18 protein-coding genes are annotated in these 17,114 nt (G+C 65.4%); 9 read left to right on the top strand and 9 right to left on the bottom strand.

Features of this window, described 5'->3' with window-relative positions; translation table 11 throughout:
• The 5 genes from ACIHAX_RS09015 to ACIHAX_RS09035 form a co-directional block, all read right to left on the bottom strand.
• Nucleotides 1-2,205, bottom strand: a 2,205-nt coding sequence (locus tag ACIHAX_RS09015) for a DNA-directed RNA polymerase subunit beta (protein ID WP_397276981.1), incomplete at its 3' end; no start/stop codon positions are given.
• A 332-nt stretch (nucleotides 2,206-2,537) separates the two neighbouring features.
• Nucleotides 2,538-3,737: a Cmx/CmrA family chloramphenicol efflux MFS transporter gene (locus ACIHAX_RS09020; protein ID WP_397276706.1), complete on the bottom strand. Its 1,200-nt coding sequence runs from the start codon at nucleotides 3,735-3,737 to the stop codon at nucleotides 2,538-2,540.
• A 251-nt stretch (nucleotides 3,738-3,988) separates the two neighbouring features.
• Nucleotides 3,989-4,621 carry a hypothetical protein gene (locus ACIHAX_RS09025; protein WP_364437700.1) on the bottom strand — a complete coding sequence of 211 codons (633 nt, stop codon included), beginning with the start codon at nucleotides 4,619-4,621 and terminating at the stop codon, nucleotides 3,989-3,991.
• 30 nt (nucleotides 4,622-4,651) lie between these two features.
• Nucleotides 4,652-4,993 (bottom strand): hypothetical protein, encoded by a 342-nt coding sequence (locus ACIHAX_RS09030; protein ID WP_397276708.1) that lies wholly within the window; start codon nucleotides 4,991-4,993, stop codon nucleotides 4,652-4,654.
• On the bottom strand, nucleotides 4,990-5,433 hold the full coding sequence (locus ACIHAX_RS09035) for a hypothetical protein (RefSeq protein ID WP_364437694.1): 444 nt from the start codon (nucleotides 5,431-5,433) through the stop codon (nucleotides 4,990-4,992). The genes ACIHAX_RS09030 and ACIHAX_RS09035 overlap by 4 nt, the downstream gene beginning before the upstream one ends.
• 161 nt (nucleotides 5,434-5,594) lie before the next feature.
• Between ACIHAX_RS09035 and ACIHAX_RS09040 the strand changes: the two genes are divergently transcribed.
• The gene (locus ACIHAX_RS09040) at nucleotides 5,595-6,470 is read left to right on the top strand and encodes a helix-turn-helix domain-containing protein (RefSeq protein WP_397276710.1); all 876 of its coding nucleotides are present in this window, start codon (nucleotides 5,595-5,597) and stop codon (nucleotides 6,468-6,470) included.
• The gene (locus tag ACIHAX_RS09045) at nucleotides 6,467-6,661 is read left to right on the top strand and encodes a DUF397 domain-containing protein (RefSeq protein ID WP_364437688.1); all 195 of its coding nucleotides are present in this window, start codon (nucleotides 6,467-6,469) and stop codon (nucleotides 6,659-6,661) included. The genes ACIHAX_RS09040 and ACIHAX_RS09045 overlap by 4 nt, the downstream gene beginning before the upstream one ends.
• A 113-nt stretch (nucleotides 6,662-6,774) precedes the next feature.
• On the opposite strand, the gene ACIHAX_RS09050 is transcribed toward ACIHAX_RS09045, so the two are convergent.
• A complete protein-coding gene (locus ACIHAX_RS09050) occupies nucleotides 6,775-7,194 on the bottom strand; it encodes a hypothetical protein (protein WP_364437685.1) in 420 nt (139 codons plus the stop codon).
• Nucleotides 7,195-7,478: 284 nt separating this feature from the next.
• On the opposite strand from ACIHAX_RS09050, the gene ACIHAX_RS09055 reads away from it, so the two are divergent.
• The 5 genes from ACIHAX_RS09055 (at nucleotide 7,479) to ACIHAX_RS09075 (ending at nucleotide 11,354) form a co-directional block, all read left to right on the top strand.
• Nucleotides 7,479-7,991 carry a DUF3558 domain-containing protein gene (locus ACIHAX_RS09055; RefSeq protein ID WP_379256048.1) on the top strand — a complete coding sequence of 171 codons (513 nt, stop codon included), beginning with the start codon at nucleotides 7,479-7,481 and terminating at the stop codon, nucleotides 7,989-7,991.
• A 15-nt stretch (nucleotides 7,992-8,006) separates the two neighbouring features.
• The gene (locus ACIHAX_RS09060) at nucleotides 8,007-8,390 is read left to right on the top strand and encodes a hypothetical protein (protein ID WP_397276713.1); all 384 of its coding nucleotides are present in this window, start codon (nucleotides 8,007-8,009) and stop codon (nucleotides 8,388-8,390) included.
• Nucleotides 8,390-9,727: a hypothetical protein gene (locus ACIHAX_RS09065; RefSeq protein WP_397276715.1), complete on the top strand. Its 1,338-nt coding sequence runs from the start codon at nucleotides 8,390-8,392 to the stop codon at nucleotides 9,725-9,727. Before ACIHAX_RS09060 ends, ACIHAX_RS09065 begins: the two co-directional genes overlap by 1 nt.
• An 8-nt stretch (nucleotides 9,728-9,735) precedes the next feature.
• Nucleotides 9,736-10,509, top strand: a complete 774-nt coding sequence (locus ACIHAX_RS09070; protein WP_397276717.1) for an ESX secretion-associated protein EspG — start codon at nucleotides 9,736-9,738, stop codon at nucleotides 10,507-10,509.
• Nucleotides 10,510-10,700: 191 nt separating this feature from the next.
• The gene (locus ACIHAX_RS09075) at nucleotides 10,701-11,354 is read left to right on the top strand and encodes a Uma2 family endonuclease (protein ID WP_364437649.1); all 654 of its coding nucleotides are present in this window, start codon (nucleotides 10,701-10,703) and stop codon (nucleotides 11,352-11,354) included.
• Nucleotides 11,355-11,627: 273 nt separating this feature from the next.
• Here ACIHAX_RS09075 and ACIHAX_RS09080 read toward each other — a convergent pair whose 3' ends face one another.
• Entirely contained in the window at nucleotides 11,628-13,109 is a 1,482-nt protein-coding gene (locus tag ACIHAX_RS09080; protein WP_356960720.1) for a nitrate/nitrite transporter, read from the bottom strand.
• A gap of 194 nt (nucleotides 13,110-13,303) precedes the next feature.
• On the bottom strand, nucleotides 13,304-13,975 hold the full coding sequence (locus tag ACIHAX_RS09085) for a FadR/GntR family transcriptional regulator (protein ID WP_355079815.1): 672 nt from the start codon (nucleotides 13,973-13,975) through the stop codon (nucleotides 13,304-13,306).
• A gap of 65 nt (nucleotides 13,976-14,040) precedes the next feature.
• On the opposite strand from ACIHAX_RS09085, the gene ACIHAX_RS09090 reads away from it, so the two are divergent.
• Complete coding sequence (locus ACIHAX_RS09090; RefSeq protein WP_397276720.1) at nucleotides 14,041-15,297, top strand: MFS transporter; 1,257 nt, start codon at nucleotides 14,041-14,043, stop codon at nucleotides 15,295-15,297.
• Between the two features lie 105 nt (nucleotides 15,298-15,402).
• On the opposite strand, the gene ACIHAX_RS09095 is transcribed toward ACIHAX_RS09090, so the two are convergent.
• Nucleotides 15,403-15,561: a hypothetical protein gene (locus tag ACIHAX_RS09095; RefSeq protein WP_355079811.1), complete on the bottom strand. Its 159-nt coding sequence runs from the start codon at nucleotides 15,559-15,561 to the stop codon at nucleotides 15,403-15,405.
• 85 nt (nucleotides 15,562-15,646) lie between these two features.
• On the opposite strand from ACIHAX_RS09095, the gene ACIHAX_RS09100 reads away from it, so the two are divergent.
• Nucleotides 15,647-17,104, top strand: coding sequence for a nitrate/nitrite transporter (locus tag ACIHAX_RS09100; protein ID WP_397276983.1), 1,458 nt, complete (start codon nucleotides 15,647-15,649; stop codon nucleotides 17,102-17,104).
• Nucleotides 17,105-17,114: the final 10 nt, after the last annotated feature.

A 17,114-nucleotide genomic window follows, 5' to 3' on the forward strand; every position in this document is an offset into this window, starting at 1 on the left:
AACGTCCTCCTCCACCAACCGCTGCGACAGGATGATCGCGTCCTCGTAGTTGTGACCCTCCCACGGCATGATCGCCACCAGCAGGTTCTTACCCAAGGCCATCTCACCGTTCTCGGTGGCGGGGCCATCGGCGATGACCTGACCGATCTCGATTCGCTGGCCTTCGTCGACGATCGGGCGCTGATTGGAGCAGGTGCCCTGGTTGGACCGGTTGAACTTGCGCATCCGGTAGCTGCGCCGGGTGCCGTCGTCGTGCATCACGGTGACGTAGTCGGCGGAGACCTCCTCGACCACACCGGCCTTCTCGTTCACCACCACGTCGCCGGCGTCGACCGCCGCGCGCAGCTCCATACCGGTGCCGACGATCGGCGCCTCGGAACGGATCAGCGGAACCGCCTGCTTCTGCATGTTCGCACCCATCAGGGCGCGGTTGGCGTCGTCGTGCTCGAGGAACGGGATCATCGCCGTCGCGACCGACACCATCTGGCGCGGCGAGACGTCCATATAGTCGATCTCGGCGGATCCGACGAGCTCTACCTCGGAATTCTTGCGGCGCACCGCGATTCGCGCGTTCACGAAACGCCCCGCGGCGTCGAGCGGCTCGTTCGCCTGCGCCACGACATGCAGGTCTTCCTGGTCGGCGGTGAGGTAGTCCACCTCGTCGGTGACCCTGCCGTCGACCACTTTTCGGTACGGCGTCTCGATGAAGCCGAACGGATTCACCCGCGCGTACACCGACATATAGCCGATCAGGCCGATATTCGGCCCTTCCGGAGTCTCGATCGGGCACATGCGGCCGTAATGGCTGTAGTGCACATCGCGGACTTCCAGACCGGCGCGCTCCCGGGACAGACCACCCGGGCCCAGCGCCGAGAGACGGCGTTTCTGGGTCAAGCTCGCCAGCGGGTTGCGCTCATCCAAGAATACGGACAGCTGCGAGGTTCCGAAGAACTCCTTGAGCACCGCGACGACGGGACGAATGTTCATCAGGGTCTGCGGCGTGATCGCCTCGACGTCCTGGGTGGTCATCCGCTCGCGGACCACGCGCTCCATCCGTGACAGCCCCAGCCGGACCTGGGACTGGATCAACTCGCCGACGGTGCGCAGCCGACGGTTGCCGAAATGGTCGATGTCGTCGACCTCGACCCGGACCTCGACGCCGCCGGGAGCGGTCATGGTCTTCTCGCCCGCGTGCAGCCGCAGCAGGTATTCGATGATCGTGACGATGTCGTCCTCGGTGAGCGCCGGCGAGCCGCCGCTGCGGATGCCGAGTTTCTTGTCGACCTTGTACCGGCCAACGCGCGCCAGGTCGTAGCGCTTCTCCTTGAAGAACAGGTTCTCCAACAGGGTCTGCGCGGACTCCTTCGTCGGCGGCTCGCCCGGACGCAGCTTGCGGTGGATGTCCAGCAGCGCCTCATCGGTGCCCGATGTGCTGTCCTTCTCCAGGGACGTCATCATCACTTCGGAGAAACCGAAGCGCTCGACGATCCGCTCACTCGTCCAGCCGAGCGCCTTGAGCAGCACCGTCACGGGTTGGCGGCGTTTGCGGTCGATGCGCACACCCACGGTGTCGCGCTTGTCCACATCGAACTCCAGCCACGCGCCACGGCTCGGGATGACCCGCACACTGTGCAAGTCCTTCTCCGTGCCCTTGTCGACACTGTGGTCGAAATACACACCCGGCGAACGCACCAACTGTGACACCACGACCCGCTCGGTGCCGTTGATGATGAACGTGCCCTTATCGGTCATCATCGGGAAGTCACCCATGAAGACCGTCTGGCTCTTGATCTCACCGGTGTTGTTGTTGATGAACTCCGCCGTCACGAACAACGGAGCCGCATACGTCATGTCCTTGTCCTTGCACTCATCGATCGAGGCCTTGACCTCTTCGAAGCGCGGATCGGAGAGCGTCAGCGCCATGGAGCCGGAGAAGTCCTCGATCGGGCTGATCTCCGCGAGCACCTCCGCCAATCCACCGGCGCCGGATTCGCCGCGCGCGGTGGCCCGTTCGCGCCAGGCGGGCGTGCCGATCAGCCATTCGAACGAATCGGTCTGGACTTCCAGCAAGCCCGGCACTTCGAGGGGCTCACGGATCTTCGCGAACGAGAGCCGTTTCGGCGAGGGGGAGAATCCGGAATCGGCGGGCGTTGCGGCATAGACGTCGGTCTGACTCGAGACTGTCAAGATGCGTCCTTCCAGCACCTCATGACGCCCATACGTTCGCGTGGGCGTCACGGTATCTGCTTGTCCTGTGGGCGGTAATTCACATGGCGCACCGTGCTGGACCGTGTCCGAACATGACTCGACAACAACGGGTAGAAGGTGGCACGCAGACTGTGCCACTTTCCACGGTCAATTCGTATTTCGAGAGTTGGACAGCACGCGACCCGGCGCGAAGCCCTAAATTACACCCGATTTCGACCGATGTCGAGAGACAACAAGAAAGAAGACACGCCATTTCCTGTGTCTTCCCATATTTATAGTGACATCTCGATCCTCCGTTCGTCAAGTCTATTAGCGGTAATTCGCCAGCATTACTCGAGCGGGTCGCCTGCCGCGGCGGTCGCCGCCGGTGATGCGACCGGTTGCCTCGTCGCCCGCACGACCGTGGCCGCGGCGAGTGTGAGAACCGTGCCACACCACAACGCCTTCGCGGGCTGACCGGTGTGGTCGACGACCACGGCGGCGGTGAGGGGGCCGAGCGCAGCGCCGATATTGAACGCCGTGGTGGCCAGCGCACCCGCGATCCGCGGCGCGCCGGGCGCCGCGGTCTGCACGATCGTCGTGATCAGTGTCGATCCCACTCCGAACGCGACCGCCCCGGACACCGTCGCCATGATCGCGACGCCGGGCAGTGCGTGCGCGGTCAGAGCGGCCAGTAACCACACCCCGACGAGCCCACTCGTTCCTACGGTGACGATCCGCTCGCGATGACGGTCGCTGTGGCGGCCACAGACCGTCACGCCGACGAACGAACCGATGCCGAACAAGGCCAGCACGATCGGAACCCAGCGGCTGTCCGCTGTGGAGAGCCCTGCGGTGATCGAACCGAGGAACGTGAATCCCGCGAACGTCGCCGCGTTGACCAGCACCGCGACCAGCACCGAGGTGAGTACCGGCCGTTCGCCGAGTACCGCCCACTCCCGCAGCAAAGAGGACTCAGCTGTGGCGGGGCGATCACCGGTGCGAGCCGTACGGGGCACCATCGCCCACACCGGAATCACCGCTGCCCCGCTGACGATCGCGACAGCCCCGAACGCGATACGCCAATCCCAGATCTGCCCCAGCACAGTGCCGGCCGGTACCCCCGCGATACACGCCACGGTCACCCCGGACACCACCACCGAGGTCGCGCGCCCCACCATCACCGAGCCGACCAAGTGCGGCAGAGCGGCCAGCGCGATTGCCAGGAATCCCGCGTTGGCGGCGGCGGCGGCGACCCGCGTCATCAGCAGGACCGTGAACTCACTGGTCACAGCGCCGACGGCATGAGCAGCGCAGAACACCGCCAAGAACGCCGCTATCGAATGCCGGACCGGCAACCTGCCCGCCGCCATCGCCATCACCGGCGCGCCGAGCACCATGCCCGCCGCGAACAGTGACGTCAACAGACCGGCGGTGCCGAGCGAGACCCCGACATCGACGGCGATCGCCTCCAGCAACCCCGAAACCATGAACTCGGACGTGCCCTGCGCGAACACCGCGACAGCCAGCACGAACACCACAATGGGCATAAAAGGAACTCCCCGGATACAGGGCGCGACAAAGCGCCCGAGATGGTCGCGGAAATCGGGTGAACCGTCACCCTCCGCGGAGAAACCTGCTTCGTCCGGCGTTGCGAAATAACCACTCGGTCGCGCTACGACCAGCGGTTTCGCATTCACAACGCCGCCCGGCGCGTATGCCGGGCGGCTACCGTCTGGACGACTCCGGGGAATTCACGACCACACCATAACAACGCGTGCAGGCGCGGCCAACGCGATTTTCAGTGACCCCGTAGGCGGGCTATGGCAGCGTGGTTCGCGGACGGATCGAGCGTTATGGCCGCCGCCCACACATGCGCCGCTACGGCGCGCTGGTCGAACAGGGCTATCCAGGCGTCGGTGCACCGGCGGGTGTCGCCCACCGAGGTGGGCGTCGGTCCGAGTTCGGGCAGGTGGGTGTACGTCAGCGACGTGTAGGTGCGTCCTCGGGCGTCGAATATCGTTGCCGCGCAGATGGGATCGGCGGTGGCGCGTTCGCTCGATCGGCCCGCGGCCGCGGCCTGCATCGCCTCGTGCGGGCTGGTGAATATCTCGCCCACCGTCAGGTAGGCGAGCCCGAACGCCCACACGCGGCCGGTGAATCTCCGGATCAGCCATTCGGCCGAATCCAGGACGGGAGAGCGTTCGGCGTCGGGATCGAGGACGATCTGAGTGTGGGCCGCGTCGTGCGCGGTGGCGCTTCCGGTGCGGGCGAATCCCCAGAAATGCACGGTGTCGCTGTCGGCGGCGTCTGCGCGACGCTCGGCCAGCATGGCCGCGAGTAGTGAATCGATCGTGGCGCTGGGTGGGTATCGGATGGCGGAACTCGTCGGCTTGCGCGACTTGTCCTGTGGTCGATTTCGTCGATCGGGCATTTTCGCTCTCTGGAGGGGGCGTGGAATCGGTCAGGCGAACTCACCCGGCTGGGGCGGTCCGGGAGGATCCGTGGTGCGTGCTCCGTGGGCGGGCAGCAGAATGTCCCAGAACTCGATGCGCACCGCGTCCCACAGCCGGAAGTGGCGCGGGAACCATTCGCGGACCTGCGCCAGATCCGGCAGTGCGCGCTCATCGAAGGCGACGAATCCGTTCTCGCCCAGCGGGATCGGCACGGTGTCGCCGTTGTTGCGCAGCCGGTAGGCGGGTGTGGGATCGGCTTCGTCACGCAAGAACACGATTTCGATGCGACTGCCCACCACTCGCCAGCCGGCCTGTGCGGTTCCCGTTGTGGTCCGATGCAATCGGCTCACCCCCGGAAGGATTCCGGTGGGGCCGCCAACGCCGACAATTGCTCCAGCACAGCTTGAATCGTGCGCACGTCGAGAGCGCGGTCGGCGTTGTCGTGTCCGTCATGGGACGGGAACCGGAGTCCTCGGGCGGCGGCGCGTTCCCGGTGGCTCACCGCCTGCGGTATCAGCCGACCGGTGATGACGAGTGTGCGATACGCCGCGGCCTTCCATGCGCACCGCTCGATCCGGCAGGCCAGGTGCGCCCGCATCTGCTCGTGCGCCAACCGCACATCGGCGTGACGGCAGATTCCGGGCGGAACGAGGAGGCCGTCCGTGGCTTCGCGACGCCCAGGCCGCTGCGGCCCGGTGCCGTGACTCGTCGGCTGTTGATCGCACGTAATCGGCGCCGGTGCACGGGAATTCGTGACGAATTCGAGTTCTGTTCCGTGTTCTTCGGCCATGTGCATATGCTGCGAACGTGCTCACGACGGGGAGCTCGAATCGACCGGTGCCCGGCAATCGGCGCATACGCGCTGAGCGCTTCCCGAGTGCGCGGATGTCGATTCTCGCCGTGGGAAAAAGCAGGTCACACCGTGGGACAGCAGGGGAGGACGCAACGGAAATGGTCGGTACCAAGTCGGACGTCAGCCGGACGACGCTGCCGCGTCGCCAGTTGGGCCGCGCACTGCGCGACGCACGTCAGGCCAACGGCTACACCCTCGAGCAGGTAGCCGAGGTCCTGGAGATCAGCCGATCCGCGCTCGGACGGCTGGAACTGGGGCAGAACGAGAAGATCAAGGTTCGGGACATCGAGTTCATCTGCGAGTACTACGGGCTGCCGGAGGAGCGGACGGAGTATCTGAAATTGCTTGCCGAGCAGGCGCGTGTGAGACCGTGGTGGGAGGACTTCCGGAATCTGGTACGCCCCGGCTTCAACACGTATCTGCAATTGGAGGCCGCGGCAACAGAATTGCACTTCTTCCAAGCGCTCATCATACCGGGCCTGTTGCAGACTCCCGACTATGCCCGCAGTGTGCGATCGTCTGCACCGATGGGCTCCTCCGCAGATGCTGACTGGCTCGTAGAACGGAGAATCCAACGATCAGCGATTCTTACCCGCAGGCACAAACCGATGCGGGCCGAATTCCTGGTGCATGAGTCGGCCCTGCGTACTGTGGTCGGGTCTATGCGAATCATGTCTTCGCAATACCGTCACCTTGCTGACATGGGTACGCGAGAGAACGTCTCGATCCGAGTCGTTCCCTTTGCTGCTGGCTTCCCAGGGGGATTGGCGGTACCGCCGTTCATCATTATCGACTTCCCTCATGGCGAGCCGTCCGTTGTCTACACCGAAGGCGCAATAGGGACAATGATTTTCGAGGATGCGGACGATGTGAACCGCTTCAGGGTGATCCACGAAGCCCTCAATGGTGCGGCACTCGAAGAGCAAGGATCGAGAGACCTGCTCAGGACTATGGCCAGGAGATACGAACAATGATCATCGACCTATCCGGAGCGGAGTGGTTCAAGTCTGTCCACAGTGGTGAGGCTGATGCGTGCGTCGAAGTCGCGTGGCTCGAGGCTAGTCACGTCGGCGTCCGCGATTCGAAGAACCCGAACGGTCCGGCGCTGATCTTCGCGCCGGGCCAATGGGACTCCTTCACCGCGTGCGTCGCGACTGCACTCTGATCTGCGGATCGGCGTAGACAAACAGACAGCCCGGACCTCGGCCTCATAGCCGATGTCCGGGCCGTATCCGTCACGGATACTGACGCAAGCCATGCGCTATTGGCGCGTGCGGTTCAACGGCGGCTGAGCCATACTGCTGCCAGCGGGTACGGGGCAACAATCGGAGTCCCGGCGATATTCACCGTTCCGCTCCAAAGCCCTTGCCGGGGGTCGATGTCATGCAGATCGAGCCCAAGGGGCACGAAGTCGAACGAAACATACGTCTCGTCCGGACCGACCGGCATCTGATGCCCTCCCCGGCTGGAGGTTCCGCACACCAGAACCACCGTCCTACCATCCACAAAAACTTGCAGGTCGCAGTTCTCGATCGGCGACCCGATCACATTGGAGGGCCCCCGCCCGACGTGATAAGTGCCGGGCGGGATAACACCGTTGCGCGGAAACTCCGGATCGTCAGCGGAGGCGACGGCGGGAGCAACAGAGACTGCGGCGGCAGCGAGCGCAAACCCGGCCACGATCTTGCCAAACTTCATCGTTCCAGCTCCTTGAACAATTCGTCGAACTCAGTCGTATGTCCTAGCTTTCGTCGAACTCGTTACTGCCTTGCCACCATAGATTGGGCCCCAAACTCTGTACGTCCCAACAGGGAGAGGACCCCGCCGCTTCCCGGCACCAGTCTCCCGGCCGCATCACACCTGGCACGCGCAGAACGCCTCTGGACCAGCGCGACCAAGGAGCGCCGCGCTGCTCGTCTGCTACTGTTGGCCCACTTGAGTCGTCACGGGTCGAGAGGGTGGGGATGAGTCATCGAATCCTGTTGGCACTGCTCATCGGAGCGCTGGCGACCGGTGCTGCGGGATGTGAAGACACCACGAGCGGATCGCCTGCGACGGGTTCCAGCACCACAGCGACACAGGCTCTGTTCAATCCCTGCACTGGGATTCCCGACGATGCGCTGCGGGCTGCGGGCGTCGATCCGAAAACCGAGGAGTCCGGTATCGCGGGAGTGCATCAGTCCGGCTGGGAGATCTGTAGTTGGAAGGGTTCGAAGTACTCCATCACGGTGTACTCGACCGGTCGCACTGTGGCGGAATTCGAGCGCAAGCCTGGAAACGTCGATTTCAAGGACGTCACTGTGGCCGGTCGTCAAGGCCGTCAATTCCGGGTCGAGGGCGCCTCGAAGAATTTCGACTGCGATGTGCTTTTTCCGGCAGCTCAGGGCGTCATGCAGGTAGCTACCATGAACAGGGCTGGCCAGGACAACCTCGAAGACCCGTGCGTGGTCCTGAACCGCGTCGGGGAGTCGATCGTACCGGTACTACCGCGTTGATCAGGGAGGGGCGATATGAGCGAGGGCAACGCATCGGTTTGGAGTCGACTCGTCAGTCAAGCGCGGGGAGGGGAACTGTATCTCGACGACGAGAATGCTGCATATCTCTGCGCGAAGGCGTGTGACCAGCGAATCGCCGATCTAGAAGGTATTCGCGACCTGTCACGCAGAGTGCAGAATGTCAGCGGTTTCGGTGATTTCGATATGGCCCGGGGTCTTGAAACCAAATTCTTGAAACAGGGTACTGGGGACGGTAATTCGATCGACCAGATCATCCTGGAACACATCGAGACCGTGAAGAACATGCGTGAGGTCATGGCGATCTCGTTCAAGCGGATCACAGGGAAGGACATCGAGAACGCGACGCAGTTCGCGAACACCACCGAGCAGGTGCGCTGATGGGCAACCCGTTCGACTCTCTGCGAGTCTTCGATATGGGGGAACTCGGTTCTACGATGCTTCGCAACGTCACCAATTGGATATCGGGTGAGGAGTTGCAGCCGGACGTCGATGTGGCCGGGGTGCAGGACAAGTACAACCAGCAGCGCGACGGCGTGCGGAGCCGCGCTGCGGGTGTCGGGTTCCAGGGCGAATTCCGGCCGAGGGAGGTTCTCGACGCGGACGAGTTCGAGCGGCACGATATCGCGACGCTGCGTGGCAAGGTCGATCAGATCGATTTGAAGGCGGTCGGTGACCTGGTGACCGCGTGGAACACCATCGCCGATCGGCACCAAACCTCTTTGGACACCTTTACGAAAGCCATGGCGCGGGCTACCGACGACAGTGTGTGGCGGGGTGAGGCGCGCAATGCCGCAGCGAGTGCGGTCGGCGACTATGCCGCCCAAGGTGCCCAGGTTTCCAACGCGGCCCGGCTGACCGGCAACAAGCTGGCCGAATTGCTGACCGGGCTGGAGCCGACCAAGCAATTGGTCCCGCACGCGCCGGAACATCGCAGCGGAATCGGCAACGCTCTCGCCTTCGTCGCCGGGCGGGGATGGCGCAATGACGATGTCGCCGAGTACAACACGAAGACCGAGGCAGTTCGCGTGTTGAGAACCGTCTACGCTCCGGTCGTGATGGAGTCCGATACCAATGTGCCGGTGATTCCGCGTCCGGCGACCACCGCGAATCCGGGTGGTGTCGGTGACGGCAGCGGCCCGCGAGGCACGAACACTGGCACCGGTAACCCGTCGGGAACTTCGTCGCCCAGCTCGGATCCCTCCGGTACGAACTCCACCGAGGACCCGACGACTCAGTCGAGCAACCAACCCTCGGACGACGCCTCGAAAACATCGGAGTCGACCAATACCGACCCGTCGTCGACTACGCAGGACTCGACCACACCGGCTTCCACCACGCCCTCTTCGACAACGCCTGCCTCGACGACTCCTACGAGCACATCGCCGAGCAGTCCCGGCAGTCCGCACTCGAGCACACCCGGCAGTCCGGGAAGTCCGACCGGTCCCGGTGCACCCGGTGTCTCGGTGCCGTCGAAAGGCACACCGAACAGCACCAACGCGGTTCCGGCCGCCGCGCGAACCGGCACCTCTCCCGGCCGCGCCGGTGCGAGCGGAATGGGCGGAATGGCTCCGGGTGCGCGCGGCGGCAAGTCAGACGAGGAATCCACCAAGGGCATTCCGGATTACCTGATCACTCAGGAACACGGCAATGAGCTCATCGGCCTGGACGAGTTGCCCGGGACGGTGCCGCCGGTCATCGGGGACAACCCGCGATAAGGACGCCCATGCCCGAGGTGCAGAACTGGCGGTTCACCGCGCTCGAATTCCGGACATTGTGGGAGTCCACCGGCCGGGATGTGCTGCCGTATCCCTTGCAACACCAGTACATGACGGAATTTCGGTCGGAGAGTCTGCGGTTGCGGCAGGCGGCGGCGCAGTCGCTGCGCCCACGCATCGATGACGAGTTGTTGCGGGCGGTGGAAGTGCTGCTGGCGCCGGAGGCCCGGGTGGAAGTGGCCGGCTTCGCCGGTAAGCGTCGCAACCGCAGGCTGCGCGCCCATGCGGGGGTGCACTACGAGCACGGCGCGGTCGCGGTGCAGGAACCGGGACCGGACCCCGAACACGGCGGTGACGTGGTGCTGACGCTGTTACCCGCCGGTGCGGTGGCGCGGGCCGTGGTCGACGTTTTCCCCGTCTGCGGCCCGGGGCAGGGGAAACAGTTGCAGGCTTCCGCGAAGGAGTTGGCGCGGCCGAGGCCGCCGGTCCGCGACGCTTGGCGACCGACGCCGCGGGAGGAGTTCGAGCGGTTCTTCACCCGGGCGATGACGTTGATCGGTCACGTCGGCGTTTACGCGATGGGTAGCGTCGACAACCGGCATACGCACGGCCGCAAAGATTTCCAGCTCAACGACGTCGAAAACGACGGCCGCTACGTCACTTTCGGCGCGGATCTGCTGACGATCAAACCCACCACCGCCGAGCGCGTCGCCGCCACCTTGCAGCAAATGATCAGCAGAACGGTCAAGGAAGTGCGCGACGGGGTCCACCTACCGTATTGACCGGAGTGGCCGGGCGCGCCCAACCCTCCGCAGACGCGGTGGCCTGCGGGATCAACTGAACACGGTACGGACATCACCTGGTTCTACTCCCGGGTGGTCTCGTCACCGGGGACCGCGCAACCAGACCAAGCACCGTGTCGACCGCCGCTCGGTAGCCCCTCCTGGGTGGGCAGGTCATCTACTATTGCGGCATGCCCGTTCCGCGTATCGAGCGGCCCGACCTCCCCGAGTACATGACCTGGGAGGAGTTGGAGCGACTCCCGGAGGAGATCGCGAGTCAGATCGAGTTGTGGAACGGCCGCGTGGTCTGGGTGCGCCGCGGTCCCTCCGAACATCAAACATTCACGAATTTGATGTGGAGCGCCTTGCGCCGCTGCGCCGGGCAAGACATGTCCGAGCACACACAGCATTGCTGGCGCGTCACGACGGAGACGAATGTCTTTCTGGGCCGCACTGGCAAGTCCGATTTCCTTACTCCCGACTTCCTCGTTCACAGGTGTCTCGAAACCCCGTATCAGGATGTCCGTGGCGGCGACACCTTGCTGGTCGGGGAGGTCCTGTCGCCATCCAACACCCAGGCTGACATCGAGGCGAAGAAGGTTCGGTACGCGAGCGCCGGAATTCCATGGTATTGGGAAGTGACTCTGGCCCGGGAAGCGAGCGCCATCGCCATTGTTCGTGCCTACGCGGTCGAGACCGGGCATGCTCAGCTTCCGGAGGGGGTTCATCCACTCCACGCGTCCAACTACCTCATGGTCGGTGAATGGGTACCCGGTGATTCGGGCGGCATCGAGATCGACTTTCCATTCCCAATCGCCATTCCCTGGTCCGAACTCGAATTCTGAACCATTCCAAAGGGATCCGGTGACCTACGGTCAGGACGAAGTCGGGACCCACGGTCCTGAATCGAGTCGGTGAGTCGATCACTGCCGGGTTGCACGACGAAACCGAACGTCCGCGCGTCGTCCCGGTGCAGGCCGGGACCCGTTGCCGGACCCGGGATCTGGCCCCGGGCGACGGGCGGACGTTCGGTTGTGGGGTGGGCGGCTCCGCCGGAGGGGGCGGCGGAGATGACGCCCGTGTCCCGCGGGGTCCGGACCGCGGGACAGGCCGATCGGTCAGACGTTCGCGTAGGCCAGCGAGGGGACGCGCTGGATGGCGAACGAGGACCGCAGGTAGAACCACCAGGTGATGGCCGCCATCACCAGGAACGCACCGGCGTAGGCCCAGAACGCGGGGGCCATGCTGTGCAAGTGGGTGTTGGACAACCGCAGCGCCTGCTGCAACAGCCAGCCACCGGAGGCGCCGACCGCGCCGATGACGCCGATCGCCGCGCCCGCCTGACGTTTGGCCGAGGCGGCGGCTTCGGTGAGGTCGAGGCCGTGCTCGGCGGCGTACTTCTTGGACTCCGCGCTGAAGATGGTCGGGATCATCCGGTAGGTCGAGCCGTTGCCGATGCCGGTGAGCACGAACAGCAGCAGGAACGCGATCAGGTACAGCGGGAAGCTCTTCAGTTCCAGCCCGGCCATGATCAGCGCGACCGCGACCGCCATGCCGCCGAAGACGTACAGGGTGATCTTCGCGCCGCCGACCTTGTCCGACACCCAGCCACCGAACGGACGGCTGAACGACCCGACCAGTGCCCCGAGGAACGCGAGGTTACCGAGCGTGGTGATCCAGCCGATCTTCGCCAGGTCCGGGAAGTTGGCCTTGATCAGGGTCGGGAAGGCGAAGGAGAAGCCGATGAACGAGCCGAAGGTGCCGATGTAGAGGATCGCCATCACCCAGGTGTGCCGGTTGGTGAGCGCGCGCCGGTAGGACTTCCCATCGGACTTGGCGGTGCCGATGCTGTCCATGTAACGCAGCGCGCCGAACGCGGCGGCCAGGATGAACGGCACCCAGACCAGCACCGACAGCGTGATGCCGAAGCGATAGCCGCCCGGATCCTTGGCCATGATGTGCGTGCCGAGGGTGATCAGCAACGGCAGCACCAGCTGGGTCTGGGCGACGCCCAGGTTGCCGCCCGCCGCGTTGATGCCCAGCGCCGCTCCCTTCTTGCCCTCGGGGAAGAAGAAGTTGATGTTGGCCATCGAGGAGGAGAAGTTGCCGCCTCCGACGCCCGCGAGCGCCGCGAGCAACAGGAACACCCACATCGGCGTGCCCGGCTGGTTGACGAAGTAGGCCAGGCCGAGTGTGGGAAGCAGCAGCATCCCCGCGCTGAACACAGTGAACGCCCGGCCGCCGAACCGGGGAACGGCGAAGGTGTACGGGATGCGCAGCGCGGCGCCGACCAGGGTGGGGGTGGAGGTCAGCAGCAGCGCGTTGCTCACCGCGGTGGGGTTGCCCTTGCCGAGCCCGGCGAGGAAGTCGAATCCGGCGGCGCCCATGCTGGTCACCACGGTGCCCCAGATGACCCAGATGCTGAAGCCGAGATTCTCGGCGAACACGGAGAAGATGAGATTCTTGCGCGCGGTTTTCGCACCGCCGGATGCCCAGAACGTCGGATTGTCGGGATCCCAGTGGTCGAGCCACCGGCCACGTTTCTGATATTCGAAAGTCGTTGGCTGCGACTGCTGGCCGGTGGCTGCTACGGCGGTCATCGGCTTCCTCTCGATTCGGCTCGACCGGCCCTCATCGCGGCGCAGTGCCGCCGGCGGCTGTCGAGTGCCTAGCTACGGTCGAGACAAAGGTATGAGCCGCTTGTTGCGTCCCCGTGGCCCTCGATGACGTTCCCGGCAAATCCGACTCACATTGCGCGGCCGGGAATGGTGACCACTTGGTTACCTGACGCCGTTTACCGCGCGTCCGGATATTCCGCGATGAGAGAGTTGAGGAAGCAGCGTGTCGCGGAGGCGGCCCGTTCGGGATCGCCGTCGATCACGGCGTGCACGAGCGCGGCGTGTTCGTCGGTATAGGAGTCATCCGATTTGGCGGTCCGCGCGCGGATGACCTGTTCGATGATGGGCAGCAGCGAATCGTAGAACTCGAGATACACCGCGTTGTGGCTCGCGACGACGATCGCGCGGTGCAACTGGACGTCCGCCTCGATCGCGGAGGCGGGGTCGTCTTCCCATTTCTTGTCGCGTTCGGCCAGCAGGCGCAGCAGGTTCGCGATGTCGGAGTCGTCGCGGCGGCGCGCGGCCAGGCCCGCGGCGGTGACGTCCAGCGCGAGGCGCAGCTCCAGCACGTCGCGTTCCTCGGCGTCGGCGAAATATTTGCCGAGAGTTCCGCCGAGGTCCGATGCGGCGATCACGTACGTTCCGGAACCTTGGCGACGCTCCAGCATGCCGGCGTGCACGAGGGCCTGGACGGCCTCGCGCACCGTGTTGCGGCCGGTGCCGGTGAGCTCGGTGAGCTCCGGCTCCGTGGGGATGCGGGAGCCGATCGGCCAACGGCCGGAACGGATTTCGGCACGCAGCTGCTCGGTGACCTGGGCGATGAGGCTGGTGCGCCGGACGGGTTGCACCTCGACAGAGTACCGCCCATCACAAATCGTTGCCGCACTTCATCCGGTCATCCTATGATTTCTCGGTGTCTGCGACCCTTCCCGAAACCGAGGCTCGCCAGGAATCCGTCCTGGTCGAGCGCCGTCGACGTGCGCTGATCGAGGGCCGGGCGCTGGTCCTGGCAGCCATCGTGATGTCGGCGCTCACCCTACGAGTCGCGGTCACCGCGTTCAGCCCGCTCGCCGAGCGGATCGGCGCCGAAATCGGTTACGGCACCGCCGTTGTCGGCGTCTTCGGGATGCTCCCCACCGCCATGTTCGCGCTGTCCGGGCTGCTCACCCCGGTCTTGGCGGTCCGGCTCGGGCTGAAGCGCACCGCGCTGACGGCCATGCTGATGGCGGGTGCGGGCATGTCGATCCGGGTGCTGATGTCGGGCACCGCCGAACTGCTGGTGTTCTCCGCGCTCGCCCTCGCGGGCATGGGTATCGGCAACGTGGTGATCCCGCCGCTGGTGAAGCGGTACTTCCCGGATCGCCTGGCCGGGATCAGCTCGCTGTACATAGTGATGGTGCAACTCGGCACGGTCGTGCCCGCCGTCACCGCGGTCCCGGTGGCGGACGCGCACGGCTGGCGCGTCTCGCTCGGCGTGTGGGGTCTGCTCGGGTTCGCCGCTGCGGTGCCGTGGGTGGCGGTGCTGCGTGGCCGTCGCGGGCACGACGGCGCGGACCGCACGGCCGTGCCGGTGCGGGAGCCGCACGGCGGGCGGGTGTGGCGTTCGCCGATCGCCTGGGGCATGGCGGGCATGTTCGGCATGACCTCGCTCACCACCTACGCGATGTTCGCCTGGTTGCCGAAGATCCTGAGCGAGGCCGGTGCGAGCGCGGCGTACGGCGGAGCCATGGTCGGTCTGTTCGCCGTGGTCGGCCTGGTCGCCGCGCTCAGCGCGCCGACCGTGGTGGCCCGATTCCGCAATCCGTTCCCCGTGGTGGTGGGTTGCGCGGCGCTGTTCTTCGTCGCGTTCGCCGGGCTGCTGGTCGCGCCGATGGCGGCGCCGATCCTGTGGGTGGTCGTGCTCGGCCTGGGTCCGAGCACCTTCCCGATGGCGCTGACGCTGATCAACCTGCGCACCCGCACGCCTGCCGGGTCGGCCGCGCTGTCCGGCTTCACCCAGGGCGTCGGCTACGCGGTGGCCTGCGTGGGTCCGCTGTTGTTCGGCGTGCTGCACACGGCCACGGGCGGCTGGCTGGCTCCGTTCGCGATGCTCGGCGTCGCCGTGCTGGTCCTGCTGGCCGGTGCGTGGCAGGCGTGCAAGCCGCGCGTGCTCGAGGACACCTGGAATTGACGCGCGCGGCCGTCGGCCGGAAATCTCACAGTTCGGGTTGCGCGGCTGTGCGAACGGGGTCAGGATGGGCGCATTCGAATTGTGCGGAGTAGCGCGCGTCACACCTCACCGGTCGGCGAATTCGAGATAAGCCTTTTCGTGACGCACGGAAACTGTTGCGTCACATGCCTGAAACATTTGGTCGAAACTCACCTCCCGGAACCGGTAATCGTGAGCAACCGTTGATTTGACGGTCATTTCGCGCAGCATTTCGGCAATACCCATTTCCTACCGTGGGGCCAACCGACTTTGGGAGGCCCCGTTGAGCACGCTGACGCGTAACCGTCTGGAAGCGCTGGGACGGACGAAGATCCGCAGGCCGCATCTCGATCATTGGGATGCGGAGGACGTCGCCGCTTGGGAAGCGGGCGGCAAGGACATCGCCCGCCGCAACCTGATCTGGTCGGTCTTCGCCGAGCACGTCGGCTTCTCGGTCTGGTCGATCTGGTCGGTGATGGTGCTGTTCATGCCGACCGACAAGTTCGGCATCGACCCGGCGGGCAAGTTCTTCCTGGTGGCCATGCCGACCCTGGTCGGCGCGTTCCTGCGGATTCCCTACACCGTGGCGACCGCGCGCTTCGGCGGGCGCAACTGGACCGTCTTCAGCGCGGCGATGCTGCTGGTGCCGACGCTGCTCGCGCTGTACTTCATCAACCAGCCGGGCACCTCGTACACGACGTTCCTGGTGATCGCCGCGTTCGCGGGCTTCGGCGGCGGCAACTTCGCCTCCTCGATGACCAACATCAACGCCTTTTATCCCCAGCGGCTCAAGGGCTGGGCGCTGGGTCTGAACGCGGGCGGCGGCAATATCGGCGTCCCGGTGATCCAGCTGATCGGCCTGCTGGTCATCGCGACCCTCGGCAATGGCTACGCCTCGCTGATCTGCGCGGTCTACCTGGTGCTGATCGCGATCGCCGGCCTGGGCGCCGCACTGTTCATGGACAACCTGCCCAACCAGAAGGCCGACCTGTCCTACATGCTGACGGCGCTGAAGGTGCCGCAGTCCTGGGCCATCGCGTTCCTCTACATCGGCACCTTCGGCTCGTTCATCGGCTACAGCTTCGCCTTCGGCCAGATCCTGCAGATCAGCTTCCGCGCGGGCGGCGACACCGTCGCGCAGGCCACGCTGCACGCCGCGCAGATCGCGTTCATCGGTCCGCTGCTCGGCTCGCTGGCCCGGCCCTACGGCGGCAAGTGGGCCGACCGTATCGGCGGTAGCCGGGTCACCCTCTATGTCTTCGGCGCCATGATGGCGGCGGCCGTGCTGGTCACCGTGGCCAGCACGGCCGCCGACAACAACAACGGCGTGGCGGGCGGCGGTGTGATGACCGCCCTGGTCGTCGGCTTCATCGCCCTGTTCGTGCTCTCCGGCATCGGCAACGGGTCGGTCACCAAGATCATCCCGTCGGTGTTCGAGGCGAAATCCAAGAGCCTGGACGCCACGCCCGCCGCACGGGCGGCCTGGTCGCAGAACACCTCCGGCGCGCTCATCGGTTTCGTCGGCGCCATCGGCGCACTCGGCGGCGTGGGCATCAACCTGGTGCTGCGCACCTCCTACGCGTCCACCAAGTCCGCGACCACCGCGTTCTGGGTGTTCATGGCCTTCTACGTGGTCTGCGCCCTGGTGGTCTGGGCGGTGTTCCTGCGCCGTCCCAGCCTGCGCGGCCTGCCCGCCGATTCCGAGGTCGTGACCGAAGCCGAGACCTTCGTCCTCGAAGCCGAGGCCGGTCACTCCCAGTCCCCGTCCGCCGGCTCGGCCCGCGCCTGACACCCGATCC

Source organism: Nocardia sp. NPDC051929 (genome assembly GCF_044548645.1).
Taxonomy (GTDB): domain Bacteria; phylum Actinomycetota; class Actinomycetes; order Mycobacteriales; family Mycobacteriaceae; genus Nocardia; species Nocardia sichangensis.

Excerpts from the sequence above, each read along its gene's own strand:
- ACIHAX_RS09080 (WP_356960720.1), bottom strand. The coding sequence starts at position 13,109 with ATGACCGCCGTAGCAGCCACCGGCCAGCAGTCGCAGCCAACGACTTTC.
- ACIHAX_RS09065 (WP_397276715.1), top strand. The coding sequence starts at position 8,390 with ATGGGCAACCCGTTCGACTCTCTGCGAGTCTTCGATATGGGGGAACTC.
- ACIHAX_RS09020 (WP_397276706.1), bottom strand. The coding sequence starts at position 3,737 with ATGCCCATTGTGGTGTTCGTGCTGGCTGTCGCGGTGTTCGCGCAGGGC.
- ACIHAX_RS09035 (WP_364437694.1), bottom strand. The coding sequence starts at position 5,433 with ATGGCCGAAGAACACGGAACAGAACTCGAATTCGTCACGAATTCCCGT.
- ACIHAX_RS09075 (WP_364437649.1), top strand. The coding sequence starts at position 10,701 with ATGCCCGTTCCGCGTATCGAGCGGCCCGACCTCCCCGAGTACATGACC.
- ACIHAX_RS09045 (WP_364437688.1), top strand. The coding sequence starts at position 6,467 with ATGATCATCGACCTATCCGGAGCGGAGTGGTTCAAGTCTGTCCACAGT.
- ACIHAX_RS09060 (WP_397276713.1), top strand. The coding sequence starts at position 8,007 with ATGAGCGAGGGCAACGCATCGGTTTGGAGTCGACTCGTCAGTCAAGCG.
- ACIHAX_RS09095 (WP_355079811.1), bottom strand. The coding sequence starts at position 15,561 with ATGGGTATTGCCGAAATGCTGCGCGAAATGACCGTCAAATCAACGGTT.
- ACIHAX_RS09025 (WP_364437700.1), bottom strand. The coding sequence starts at position 4,621 with ATGCCCGATCGACGAAATCGACCACAGGACAAGTCGCGCAAGCCGACG.
- ACIHAX_RS09040 (WP_397276710.1), top strand. The coding sequence starts at position 5,595 with ATGGTCGGTACCAAGTCGGACGTCAGCCGGACGACGCTGCCGCGTCGC.
- ACIHAX_RS09070 (WP_397276717.1), top strand. The coding sequence starts at position 9,736 with ATGCCCGAGGTGCAGAACTGGCGGTTCACCGCGCTCGAATTCCGGACA.
- ACIHAX_RS09050 (WP_364437685.1), bottom strand. The coding sequence starts at position 7,194 with ATGAAGTTTGGCAAGATCGTGGCCGGGTTTGCGCTCGCTGCCGCCGCA.